The sequence below is a fragment of the Thalassospira lucentensis genome (assembly GCF_050516545.1).
Classification (GTDB): domain Bacteria; phylum Pseudomonadota; class Alphaproteobacteria; order Rhodospirillales; family Thalassospiraceae; genus Thalassospira; species Thalassospira lucentensis_C.
The window spans coordinates 1974193-1985946 of the sequence record NZ_CP191544.1 but is presented as its reverse complement, the minus strand read 5'-3'; the positions used below and the strand labels follow the sequence as shown (position 1 = coordinate 1985946).

The window sequence follows — 11754 nt, the reverse complement described above, 5'->3', positions numbered from 1 at the left end:
GATTAGAGGCGTGCTGCAAAAATGCTGCACGCCTCAGCGTATCAGGCGGTTTTAGCAACATTCCACAGACCGGTTCGCGCAACATCTTGGGCATAGTTGCGCAGGCTGTTTGGTTTGCGTCCTAGAATCTGTTCGACATCTGTGGTCGGGGCACTATTCCGTCCATCGAGAACTTCGGAAAACAGATAGCGGATTAATCCCCGAAAATCTTCTGGTACGCCATCACTGGCCATCCCGGCATCAAGTTCATCAAGTGTGATCGGAATGAAATCGATCTTGCGGTTGGTGGCGTCGCTCAGGATGGATGTGACCTCGGCAAAGGTCAGGGCATCTGGCCCGGAAAGCTCATATGTCTTGCCGATATGCTTTGAATCCAGCAGGCAGGCAACTGCGCAATCGGCAATATCATCGGTATCAATGAAGGGTTCGGGGACATCGCCAGCGGGCAGGGCAAGGGTTCCTTGCTGGATATAGGGCAGGAACATGTCTTCGCTGAAATTCTGGAAGAACCAGTTGCCCCTAAGGACAGTGGCATCCGCGCCAGAATGACGCAGGGCATCTTCGGCACGGTGGGCTGCTGCTTCTCCGCGGCCTGAAAGCATCACAATCCGTTTGGCCCCATGCGAGATCGCCTTTTTTGCAAAGGCAGAGATGATTTCATCGGATCCCGGAACCGCAAGGTCCGGCTGAAACGTTGCGTAAATCGCATCAATATCGCGCAACGCATCATCCCAGTTTTCGGGTTTCGTCCAGTCAAACGCAGGTGTTGTGCTGCGCGAAACAGCGCGAACGTCATGGCCTTGGGATCGCAGTTTATCGGCGACGCGTTTGCCGGTTTTTGCGGTGGCACCAAGGACGAGAAAACGGGTTTTGGTTTGCATGGTTTTGTCTCCTGAAACGAATATGTATAATGTGAGTAATCCTCATATTTGCTAAATGTGATAAATCCTCGTATTCTATGCGTCAAGAGAGTTTTTCTATCGTAAGCTTGTGAGCAGCTGCATTGGGCGGTCGTGACTGCACGTGAAAAATGGTGTAAGTATTTGTCGGATAACGCGAAAAAAATGAGGCGTGCACCAACGCAAAAAAGAAGCCGCGATCGGGTGGAAAACATCCTTAAAGCGGCATGCGAGCTGATTTCAGCAAGCGGAAGTGACACAATGAAGATGGGGGAACTCGCAGAAAAGGCGGGAGTCTCTATCGGATCGCTCTATCAATATTTCCCTGACAAGGCATCGATCATTCATGCATTGGCAGAACGCTATAATGAAGAATCACAGCACTGCCTCGACGAGGCATTGGCTGATGTGACAACGCAAAGTGGTCTGATTGCTGCTTTTGATCAGCTGATTGATACCTATTACGACCTGTTTCTGGCCGAGCCGGTGATTTGCGACATCTGGACGGGAACGCAGGCTGACAAAACCTTGCGTGACATGGAACTTGAAGTCAGCCGGGCAAACGCACAGTCACTGGTGCGCACAATTCTTCGGCTACGCGACAATGATGGGGATGGCGCGACTTTTGCCGCCCGCTGCCTTTTAATCATGTATACGGGCGAGGCGACTATGCGCCTTGCGATATCCGTACCGGCATCTGAAGGGCGCGAAATCATCAGCAGCTATAAACGCATGATGGGACGCGAACTGTCTGAAATGCTGCAGGTTTAACCAAATACGATACCTGGCTGTTCTGTTTTTCTGTTTTGGGTGATTAAGCCCTGATCTTATATTGTTTGCTGATGGGCTGGCCTGGATCGTTTGGTTTTGCCCAATTTGTGTTGTTCAGAGGATGAAATGCACTACAACCTGCGACACTATCGGGCCGAAGCGGAAAGTCATAGTCACGCCGATTTTCACCAGATCATCATTTCAGATGTCGGGAAGCTCGAACTTGAAGTCGAGGGGCGCGCAGGCGAAGTCAGTGGTCGACGCATGGCGTTTGTCGAAGCAGGACGATCACACGCATTTCGCGCCGAAGGATTGAACCGCTTCCTTGTTCTTGATGTGAATATTAATCTGGCCCACAAAACCGGGATCGAGGCACTTTGGCAAAGTCGGGGTCGTGCATCTGCCTACCTTGAACTTCAAAATGGCGCTCAGGGCAGTTTGCCGGGCTTGCTGGACGGGCGCTGGTTTAGACCGGACGCGTCCGAATTCGCCGGTAACGGGATGCCCTTAACCAACACAATTGACGATTCGGGTTTGGTGGATCAGATACGCTTCATTCTTGGTCATAGTCGGCAGGCCGTCGGAACCGAGAAGGATACAGGATCGAATATTCCCACCCGCTTGATCCGCGTGATGGACTGGGTGGAAACCAGACTGACCGAAGACATTACAATATCTGATATGGCCCGTATTGCAGCCCAGTCGGAAAGCAGTCTTTTCGCCGCATTCCAGCGTTATCTTGGGACAAGCCCCATGCGCTGGCTCACAGCCAAGAGACTGCAGATGGCCTGGTTTCTTTTGCAAGATTGCCAAATCCAGCTTTCAATTGGTGATCTTGCCAATGCAGTGGGATTTTCTGATCAGAGTGCTTTTTCACGTGCCTTTTCCCGGCAATTTGGGCAAACGCCTGTTGCCGTTCGACGAGATGCACGTAAATTGCCTGAGGCTGAAATCTAACAGCCATATTAAGGTGGCTTGTGGAAAAGAGCCTGTCTGAAAACGATTTTCGGAGCTTGGGCAAAGACAGTCTCGACCGTCTCCTGCATTTTTGCACTTTGCAATAAAGGGCATATGCAAGATGACGGATGTCACGGGCGAGAACCAAAAACAAAGTGCAACAGTCATCGGCGCAATTGCGGTGGTTCTTTGGTCTCTTTTAGCACTTTTGACCACAGAAGTTTCGACCATCCCGCCTTTTCAGTTGGTAAGCCTGTGCTTTTCCATCGCAAGTATTTTTAGCTGCATCTGGATCATCGTGCGCGGCGGAAGCCTTCTAAACGCGTTGCGCCAACCCTTAGGGGCATGGGTCCTGGGTGTGTTTGGGTTGTTTGGCTACCACTTCTTCTATTTTGTGGCCTTGGCCAATGCACCTGCTGTTGAAGCGAGTTTGATCGCGTATTTGTGGCCGCTTTTTATCGTTCTTTTTTCGGCCCTTCTGCCCGGAGAACGATTGCGATGGTACCATGTTCTGGGCGGAACCATTGGCCTTTGCGGTGCAGTCCTGCTTGTCAGTAAAGGACGCAGTCTGTCGTTTGATCCGACATTTTCTTTGGGATATGGAGCCGCGGTTATTTGTTCGGTTTTGTGGTCAGGGTATTCGGTGTTGAACCGGCGATATCGCCATGTCCCGGTCAATGCGGTTTGCGGGTTTTGTGCCGGTGCGGCCATTCTTGGTTTCATGACGCATTGGATGACAGAAATCTGGGTGTCGCCAGACATTGTGCAGTGGTTCGCAATCCTGGGTCTTGGGTTGGGGCCCGTTGGTGCTGCGTTCTTTGTTTGGGATTTTGGCACCAAACATGGTGATATTCAGATACTGGGCGTGACTGCCTATGGGGCGCCGTTACTCAGCACTTGTCTATTGATCGGATTTGGCAAAGCACTGGCGACGACGTCGGTGATTGTCGGTTGTGTCTTGATCATTGGGGGTGCTGTTCTAGCATCCAGAGAACTTTTGTTCAGAAAGACCCCATAACTTGGCACTGAAATCATGATGGTCATTTAGTGAACCTTGTTCAGTAGGGGGTGATTATGGTTCTTGGGAGAAGCAATCATTAGTAGAATTATCCGTTGAAGATGCAGCTTGGTCACAATTTCGTGATTTTGGTGCTGTAGTGAGATATTTGTGCTGTGCGATGGGTTTTAAGTGACTTATAGTCGTCTAGTTTCTGGGGAGGGGCGTGAGTTTAAAAATACGCATCTAGGGACGGATGAATGACGCAGTCAAAACCTGACATTGCACGGGACTTGAAACAGGCAATGTCGGCCGCCGAATTTGATACAGCGGCCAGAATTGGTGCACGGATTCTCAAAATCCACCCCAAACGAACCGATATTCAAATTATGACTGCGGTCAGCGAGCTGCAGAGTAAATCCCCTGCAAATGCGGGTCAGCGTCTTCGGAAGTTATTTCGTAATATTGCATTAGACGATCCGCTGTTTGGCGCAATTTATCAGAATTTAGTGCAATATTGCTATATTACTAATGACTTTAATTCAGCCGAACTGGCAATAGAGCAACGTCTTCGTGCTGCGTCGCAAAATGATCTGCTTTCTTACATGCTTGGAAACCTTATTTTCCAACGTGAATTGGTTAAAAGTCCGGGACGTTGCATTGCGCCCAAACTTTCCCGTGCGGTCGAAGCCCTTAGTGCCATTCCGCAGAACAGTCCCCGGTTTATCGATGCCCAAAAACTGCTGGCGCGGGTTCATTTGCATCAAGAGAAATATGACTTGGCGTTTGAATTACTTGAAAAATTTGTCGCACGTCATCCGCAAAATATCGACATGCGGATGTTTTTGGCATCCAGCTATGCCGCTGCAGCAGAAGTCGAAAAATCCGTTTCAATCAGTTTATCAATTATTGCTGATCAGCCTGATTATGGCGCGCAGCCTTATATAATTGTTGCCTTCCTGCGCCCGCAAGCGATGCCGGAAACCGCAGCAGATTTCCTTGATGCCATTCTTGAGAAAACCGGCATAACGCTTAAGGACGCTTATAACGCTGCGTTCGCACGCGCCAAAATCGAAGAAGCCCAAGGAAATATGAAAGAGGCATTCGATTATTATCAAAAGGGACATGCGGCCAACCGCAAGGCACGTCCGATTGATATAGCACAAGAGATAGATGAATTGGCGGGTTTGGCGTCCATAGCCAGAGATGCAGACGCGACCCGTGATCAAGTTCCTGCTGTCGATATTTCTGAAAATGTCAGCGGACCAAAGCCAATCTTTATCGTTGGTATGCCGCGGTCGGGCACGACTTTGAGCGAACGTATTCTGGGCGTGCATCCTGATGTGCATGCTGCGGGCGAAATCGGTGATTTTGCCAAGGCCGTAACGGACGTTGTCGGGGCGGGTAAAATATCGGACCAATTGGTCCGCATGGATGCAAAAGCAGCACGGGCAATCAGAAAACAATATCTTGATGCGTTGAAAGATTATGCGCCGGACAAGCGGTTCGTCACCAATAAGACGCCAGCGAATTTTGTCCGTGTGGAAATGATCAGACGGGTGTTTCCAGATGCGCCGATCTTACATACCCATCGTCATCCGTTGGCGACCTGTTTGTCGATATATACAACCCCGTTTGCCATTCCGATGCGGTTTGCCGATGATCTTGGCGAGCTTGCCGATTACTACCAAGCCTATGTTCAGTTGATGGATACGTTTTTTGAAACGGATCACAACGGCATGCTTTATGATCTGTCTTATGAAGATCTGGTGGCAGACCCGGAAGCCGTCGCAAAAGATTATCTCGCCCATTGTGGCTTGGATTGGCACCCGGAATGTCTTGAGTTTTACCGTGCGGACAAGGCTGCCGCGACGGCAAGCATGATCCAGGTTCGGCGCCCGATTTTCAAAGATTCTCTTGGAAAATGGCAACGGTTCGAACCCTATATCGGCCCACTGGCCAAGCTTGCCGAGAACAGTGAAAACACCAAAGTAAAATCGGCACAGAAATCATCACGAAAAGCGGTTGCTGCGTGACCTTATGGGGGCTTCGGGTTAGAAGGTATTTCTATATACAAAAAGATACCCAAAGAACCGGAGCGCCCAATGACCCAGACCCTTCCCAAGGCAGAGCTGCATTTGCATCTTGAAGGTGCGATGACACCCGCATTGGTTCGTGCCTTTGCCAAACGCAATGGTCTGACATTGTCAGATGACATTTATGACGATCAGGACCGGTATATCTGGGGCGATTTTCCCGAGTTTCTCAAAAGTTTTGATAAGGCCAGTGCCGCGATCCGGACCAAACAGGATTATTCTGACCTCACCCATTTCTATCTGACAGAACAGGCCAAGGTAGGCACATTATATGTCGAACTGTTTTGTTCGCCGACCCATGCGCTCGATTGCGGTCTGTCCTATGACGATCACCTTGAAGCCGTGGTCGATGGGATTGATCGCGCTCACAAAGAAACGGGTATCATTGGTCGGATCATCATGACCTGTGTTCGTCATGTTGGCGGGGATGTTGCCGTGAAGGTGGCCGAGGAAACGGCTGCCTGTGCGCATCCCTATATCGTTGGTTTCGGAATGGGCGGGAATGAAAGCATGTTCTCGCAGGAAACCTTCTACCCGGCATTTAAACTTGCCGCAGATGCCGGACTGGGTTGCACCACCCATGCGGGCGAAGTGCAGGGTCCGCAAAGCGTATGGGATGCGATTGATAAATTGCCTGTGACCCGTATCGGCCATGGAGTGCGTTCCATCGAAGACCCGAAATTGGTCGAAACATTGGCAAAGCGCGGCATCGTCTTGGAAGTGTGTCCGGGCTCAAACATCGCCTTGTCTGTTTATCCCGATTACGCATCACATCCATTGCGCAAATTCTATGATTCAGGTGTAAAGGTCACGCTCGGTTCAGACGATCCGCCGTTCTTCTTTACCAGCCTTGCCGATGAATATCAGCGTGCGCAGGATGTGTTTGGCTTTAGCGATGCTGAACTAATTGATGTGACCCGCACTGCGATTAATGCAGCCTTTGTTGATGATGCGACCAAGGCTGACTTGCTTGCCAAGCTCTAATCCCGATAGTCCTTGTACCAATGAAAAAGCGCCCTTTGATCGGGCGCTTTTTTGTATCTTAAGGCAGCTATGGCTTACCAAGCAGTTTTACCCAGCAACTTTTCACCAAGCGGGGTGAGTTCAGCACGCTTATATCGGATTTGTTCCCAATTGCGCGGATCACCGGGGAAAGCATGACCACGTGCGGGCAGGCGTTCGGACCAGCTTTTAACCCGCCAATCAACAAGTTCCTGTTCTTCGGGCGTTGCCGGCGCCATCGAGATGTATTGCGCAATGCGCGACTGATCTGATCGGTTTGCGCGAATGCCGTGGGCCAGCAGGCTGTTGAAAATCACAAGGTCGCCTGCCTTCATCGCAATACGTTTGGGCGCGTAGGGGACGTTTTCAATATCCGGGCGGAACGGATCGCGATCGATGGGGGCTGTTTTGCGCCATTCTGCGAAATTGGCAAATAAATCCGGCACACATTGAAAGCCGCCCATGTCATCGGTGGTATCAACAAGCGACAACACACCCTGCACATTGATCGGCAAAGGATCCTTGGTGGTATCAGCATCCCAGTGAATAAATCCATCAAAGGCCCGTTTGCCCGTGTTCGGGGTATTCAGGTTCGCACGGTCAATAGACACCCAAAGGTCCGTTCGATCCCAGATATCAACAAACGCATCATAAACCCGTTGCGTCTGTCGGTTATCCCAAAGCGTTTGATGGTTATAAATCTCGACCATGCCGGAATTGTTCAATTCCTTCATCGCATGATCGCGCATTTGCGGGCGGTTCCAGCTTTCCGGGTCGTTTGGGTCCATCTCGGTGAATTCCCAAAGAAGATCAACCGTCGCGCGGACTTGTTCGACCGGAACAGCATTTGGCACAACGACATAGCCATAGTTCTGCCAATGGGCAAAATCGTCCTCTGATAAAACGCGAAGCGGCAAAGTTTTTTTCAGATCGCGAAGCTGTTCGCCTTGAACTTCCTTGACCGACGCATTGCCGGGACGGTCGGCATTGGGGGTGTTGGCGGCGTTGGACATTGGCGCTGTTGCTAACATTGACATGCTGTTTCTCCCGGATGGTTGGTCTTTTTTCACTGGATGAATTCTAAACAGCAGGGACGTGTGATGCCCACTGACAGGACGGACAAAGAATGATACTATTTGGCCAAAATAGATAAAAAATTGTACCGTACAGGCATGGTTGATCTCTGATGAAGCTGTTGTTTGAACATGTCCGAATTGCCGAAGACCGATCATGGAAGGGGCTTTATCGCAATCTGCAAGCGATCCCATTTGAATGGCATTTTCACCCTGAATATGAACTGACCCTGACACTTGGAAGCCATGGGCAGCGCTATGTTGGTGACCATATTGGCAACTACGGGGATGATGACCTTGTGTTGCTGGGGCCAAATTTGCCCCACACGTGGCATTCTTCGAATGCCACGCCACCATCGGCCAGTCATGGTGGATTGCGTGCGCACGAAGCTGCCCTTCAGGTGAAAGGGCGGCGCAAAGGACATCAGGCGTTTGTTTTCTGGTTTACAGCAGACTGGATCACCGCAGTCTGCAAAACCATGCCGGAACTTGCAGGCCTTGATAAAGCACTTCGCCTCGCACGTCGCGGGGTACAGTTCGACCCGCAAACAGGGCGCAAGGTTGCGGCCTTTGCTCTGCAATTTGATCAAGGCGACCCGGCAGATCAGCTTTTACTTCTGATCGAAGTTTTGCGTACCTTGCTGGATGCACGGCAGCTTACACCCTTGGCATCTGATCGCTTTGATGCGGCCCTTCCGGATCATGATGATGCCAGCCGGTTGGGCAAGGTGCTTGATCTGCTGCATGGCAGTTATCTGGAACCGGTCAGCAGTGCCGTGATCGCACAAAATGCAGGTATGAGCGAACGCACATTACGCCGGTTTTTTCAGCGCCATATGGGATCAAACATTCAGGATTATGTGATGGGCTTGCGATTGGGGCGGGCTGCCAGTTTGTTACTATCATCTGACATGCCAATCTATCGGGTGGCGGAAGAATCTGGTTTTCAAAACCTGTCGCACTTTAACCGTCAATTCCGACGCCACCGTGGTATTGCGCCAAGCATTTTCCGCAAAAGGCGTTTCGAAGCTATGCCAGATGTGGCCTAAGTTCTGACGTTTGGAGATGTTGTAGAAAATTCATCATCAGGGTGATGAAGGGTCATATGTGCATCAAACAGGGCCCAGAATTGGGCGCGAAACATATCTTGTTCCTGCAAGATTTCATGGCGAGCTTCTGGGATTTCAGTGATGGAGATGTTGGGAAGTCCACCAAAAATTTCTTCGGTTATCTGGTTTGAAACAACCAGATCATTACCGGCAAGGACCATCGTAATCGGGGGCAAGGTATCGGCAACGCTGGCTAGTTTGGTCGCGGTTGATGCTTGTGCCTGAAAACAGGCATCAAGCCATCCGGCCGACGTGCCCCCTATGACCAAAGATGGATCATTTCTGAGAAAAGTACGGTTACGCTCATATCGGATGGGGTCGGAGGTCAACAGGTTTTCGGGGGCAAAATCCTTAAGCGGACTATGGGAACTTTGCCCCGGCAGATACTGCTTATCAAACCCATAGCGGCACAGACCGCTAGATAAAAACTGTGCGGCAACTGATAACCAATCAGGCCCACCCAACCCGAAAAACGGCGCAATCATTACGGCACTTTTCCAAAGATCAGCTTGACCAAGCATCATGCCCATTGCGATCAGTCCACCGGTTGAATGGGTAAGAACCAAGTCGCAGACTATGCCGTGTTTGTGTTCGATGTGATTCATGACGTGTCGGGCATCGGTGGCGTAATGGGCCAGATCGCGGACATAGCCCATATTTGGGTCAGGGGCCTCTCGTGATGATCCACCTTGGCCGCGAAAATCAAACGTCACACAGCCCCAACCACGCGCACCAAGATCGGACGCCGTTTCCTCATACCGTTCGATAAATTCACCGCGCCCTTGCAGGATCAGCACATAGCCGCGTGGGACTTCAGATGTGCTGATGCCATAGCGCAGAGAAATGCGATCAGGTGCGGTGAAGCGATCAATAGAAAACATCATGGGCGTAACTGTTATTGGGACCGAACATTATTTTGCATGCATGTCCGCAGTAATGCCAAGCGATGCGACAATAAAGGTAGACATCTTTTCGATCATGGCCGGGAAATCAGGATTAAAGGTACCACGTCGCAAAGTTCCCGGTGTCGCCGATGCAATCAGGTTACGTTCGCCGTAAACGACATTCTCGCCAGCTTCGCAGGCTTGATGTTGCTGTTCGTCATCATAATGACCGCAATCATAAACCGCCCCGTTTACGCCATAAACCGTGTTGTCGGGGTGCATGGTAATGGCGGTATGGGCATGGTTGATCGTGCGCATTTCGTCGTTGGCCGAACTGACAATATCGATATCGTCGCATTTGGGATGGTCATCAAGCGCATTGTTTTCGCCCTGATACCAGATCAGGTGCTTGATCGGCGCGTCAACCTTTTCACAAAAGAAATCAACAGCTGCAAGTGGATCGACGGTTTGGTCATCAGAGCTGATCACGAGGAAGACCGGAATATCAAAATTCTTGATCGATCCATCGCGATAAGGTTCGGTCAGAAGGTGAAACTCACCCGCCGCATTCATTGCCATAGATCCATATTTTCCCGGATCATTGTTTTTGCTTTGACCTACCCATTTTTTGACATGCCGGACATAGGGCGTAAGCCACGCTTGGTCGCTTTTTGCAGCCAATCCGGGCGATAACATGATCATGCCATTGATGCGCTTATCTTGTTTTCGGGCATCGAAATCGCGACCAATCAGCGTTGCTCCCGTGGAGTAACCGATGGGGATAATGTGCTCGATGTCAGCACCAAACGCGTCAACGCCGTAACGCACCGTGTCCAACCAGTCTTCTAAACGTACATCGATCAAATCACCCGGGACCGTGCCATGCCCGGGCAACAAGACGCCGTGAAACGTTGCACAGGGAAAACGATTGCGCAGATGGTCGCGGACGTCACTTAACCAGAACGGACTATCTGTCAGGCCATGGATCATAAGAAACCCGACCTTTTCACCATGGGCAAGACCACGGCCTGTTGCGTCACAGGAAATCTTATCTGGTGTGATCGCGAAGGGGGCACGCATATCAACGACTTGATCGATATTGTACTCGCCAAAGGGGTTTTCTTCTTGTGCGAACCGCTTTGATGACAAGGCATCGTGCAGTTGACTGCGGGTGGACGTAACGTAGTCAGAGAACGACATGTCGCCCGACGGCGCTTTGATGGCATTGCCAGACGGGCTGTCTTGCGGGTCTTCCTTTGAGCAACCTGTAATCGCCAATGCGGCACCAACAATAAGGGAAGTCAGGCTGGCCCGTATCGTTCTTTGATTGCTCATCTGGAATGGCTCCGTGTCGTTAAGTTTGTTGAACGTCTTATAGCATGTTTCTTTTATCGGGTTTCGATGTTACCGCGTGCATCCGTTTGGTGCGAGAAACAAAAAAAGTGGTCTGAATTCAGACCACTTTCGGGGCTTGGGATCGATAGGCATTAAGCCTATTCAATGATTTCCCAGCTGTGGGTTACTTCTGCTGCCTTTGAAAGCATGATAGAGGCTGAGCAATATTTCTCAGCCGAAAGTTCAACCGCACGGCCAAGCTTGGTCTCGTTCAGGTTTTCACCCTTTACCTTGAAATGCAGGTGAATTTTGTTGAAGACCTTAGGATCGGTTTCCGCACGTTCGGCTTTGACTTCGGTTTCAACATCAAGGACGTTTTCACGACCTTTTTTCAGAATGTGGACAACGTCAATTGATGAACATCCAGCAAGACCAAGAAGCAGCATTTCCATCGGGCTTGGGCCAAAACCGTTATCTTTGTCGCCATCCATGACAACACCGTGGCCCGTGCCGCTGGTTCCTGTGAATGTAAGGTTCTCAAGCCACTTTACGCGTGCTTCCATGATTGAATTCCTGTGTTTTAAAACGGATGTTCCATCCTCTAGCGCGGTTAAGGCGTGCCTGCAAGGCG

At 50.5% G+C, this 11754-nt stretch carries 11 protein-coding genes; 6 read left to right on the top strand and 5 right to left on the bottom strand.

Annotation, left to right across the window (positions count from 1 at the left end):
- Window positions 1-41 precede the first annotated feature (41 nt).
- Entirely contained in the window at window positions 42-881 is an 840-nt protein-coding gene (locus ACQ0MK_RS09240) for an NAD(P)H-binding protein (protein ID WP_430475766.1), read from the bottom strand.
- A gap of 183 nt (window positions 882-1064) precedes the next feature.
- Here ACQ0MK_RS09240 and ACQ0MK_RS09235 point away from each other — a divergent pair, with 183 nt between their 5' ends.
- The 5 genes from ACQ0MK_RS09235 to ACQ0MK_RS09215 all read left to right on the top strand — a co-directional run bounded on the left by ACQ0MK_RS09235 (window position 1065) and on the right by ACQ0MK_RS09215 (window position 6704).
- Window positions 1065-1670, top strand: coding sequence for a TetR family transcriptional regulator (locus ACQ0MK_RS09235; protein WP_430475765.1), 606 nt, complete (start codon window positions 1065-1067; stop codon window positions 1668-1670).
- A gap of 126 nt (window positions 1671-1796) precedes the next feature.
- On the top strand, window positions 1797-2627 hold the full coding sequence (locus ACQ0MK_RS09230) for a helix-turn-helix domain-containing protein (RefSeq protein ID WP_430475764.1): 831 nt from the start codon (window positions 1797-1799) through the stop codon (window positions 2625-2627).
- Window positions 2628-2748: 121 nt separating this feature from the next.
- Window positions 2749-3645, top strand: coding sequence for an aromatic amino acid exporter YddG (gene yddG, locus ACQ0MK_RS09225; RefSeq protein WP_430475763.1), 897 nt, complete (start codon window positions 2749-2751; stop codon window positions 3643-3645).
- A 239-nt stretch (window positions 3646-3884) separates the two neighbouring features.
- Window positions 3885-5660, top strand: a complete 1776-nt coding sequence (locus tag ACQ0MK_RS09220) for a tetratricopeptide repeat-containing sulfotransferase family protein (RefSeq protein WP_430475762.1) — start codon at window positions 3885-3887, stop codon at window positions 5658-5660.
- Window positions 5661-5729: 69 nt separating this feature from the next.
- The gene (locus tag ACQ0MK_RS09215) at window positions 5730-6704 is read left to right on the top strand and encodes an adenosine deaminase (protein WP_430475761.1); all 975 of its coding nucleotides are present in this window, start codon (window positions 5730-5732) and stop codon (window positions 6702-6704) included.
- A 74-nt stretch (window positions 6705-6778) separates the two neighbouring features.
- Here ACQ0MK_RS09215 and ACQ0MK_RS09210 read toward each other — a convergent pair whose 3' ends face one another.
- Window positions 6779-7759, bottom strand: coding sequence for a phytanoyl-CoA dioxygenase family protein (locus tag ACQ0MK_RS09210; RefSeq protein ID WP_430475760.1), 981 nt, complete (start codon window positions 7757-7759; stop codon window positions 6779-6781).
- Between the two features lie 149 nt (window positions 7760-7908).
- Here ACQ0MK_RS09210 and ACQ0MK_RS09205 point away from each other — a divergent pair, with 149 nt between their 5' ends.
- Window positions 7909-8844 (top strand): helix-turn-helix domain-containing protein, encoded by a 936-nt coding sequence (locus tag ACQ0MK_RS09205; protein ID WP_430475759.1) that lies wholly within the window; start codon window positions 7909-7911, stop codon window positions 8842-8844.
- On the opposite strand, the gene ACQ0MK_RS09200 is transcribed toward ACQ0MK_RS09205, so the two are convergent.
- The 3 genes from ACQ0MK_RS09200 to ACQ0MK_RS09190 form a co-directional block, all read right to left on the bottom strand.
- Window positions 8841-9788, bottom strand: coding sequence for an alpha/beta fold hydrolase (locus ACQ0MK_RS09200; RefSeq protein ID WP_430475758.1), 948 nt, complete (start codon window positions 9786-9788; stop codon window positions 8841-8843). The two genes, ACQ0MK_RS09205 and ACQ0MK_RS09200, sit on opposite strands and share 4 nt — an antisense overlap.
- Before the next feature lie 27 nt (window positions 9789-9815).
- Window positions 9816-11123, bottom strand: a complete 1308-nt coding sequence (locus ACQ0MK_RS09195) for an alpha/beta hydrolase (RefSeq protein ID WP_430475757.1) — start codon at window positions 11121-11123, stop codon at window positions 9816-9818.
- Between the two features lie 158 nt (window positions 11124-11281).
- Window positions 11282-11686, bottom strand: coding sequence for an OsmC family protein (locus ACQ0MK_RS09190; RefSeq protein ID WP_430475756.1), 405 nt, complete (start codon window positions 11684-11686; stop codon window positions 11282-11284).
- Window positions 11687-11754 lie beyond the last annotated feature (68 nt).

Coding starts and splice junctions, on each gene's coding strand:
- ACQ0MK_RS09240 (WP_430475766.1), bottom strand. CDS start 881: ATGCAAACCAAAACCCGTTTTCTCGTCCTTGGTGCCACCGCAAAAACC.
- ACQ0MK_RS09235 (WP_430475765.1), top strand. CDS start 1,065: ATGAGGCGTGCACCAACGCAAAAAAGAAGCCGCGATCGGGTGGAAAAC.
- ACQ0MK_RS09230 (WP_430475764.1), top strand. CDS start 1,797: ATGCACTACAACCTGCGACACTATCGGGCCGAAGCGGAAAGTCATAGT.
- yddG (WP_430475763.1), top strand. CDS start 2,749: ATGACGGATGTCACGGGCGAGAACCAAAAACAAAGTGCAACAGTCATC.
- ACQ0MK_RS09220 (WP_430475762.1), top strand. CDS start 3,885: ATGACGCAGTCAAAACCTGACATTGCACGGGACTTGAAACAGGCAATG.
- ACQ0MK_RS09215 (WP_430475761.1), top strand. CDS start 5,730: ATGACCCAGACCCTTCCCAAGGCAGAGCTGCATTTGCATCTTGAAGGT.
- ACQ0MK_RS09210 (WP_430475760.1), bottom strand. CDS start 7,759: ATGTCAATGTTAGCAACAGCGCCAATGTCCAACGCCGCCAACACCCCC.
- ACQ0MK_RS09205 (WP_430475759.1), top strand. CDS start 7,909: ATGAAGCTGTTGTTTGAACATGTCCGAATTGCCGAAGACCGATCATGG.
- ACQ0MK_RS09200 (WP_430475758.1), bottom strand. CDS start 9,788: ATGATGTTTTCTATTGATCGCTTCACCGCACCTGATCGCATTTCTCTG.
- ACQ0MK_RS09195 (WP_430475757.1), bottom strand. CDS start 11,123: ATGAGCAATCAAAGAACGATACGGGCCAGCCTGACTTCCCTTATTGTT.
- ACQ0MK_RS09190 (WP_430475756.1), bottom strand. CDS start 11,686: ATGGAAGCACGCGTAAAGTGGCTTGAGAACCTTACATTCACAGGAACC.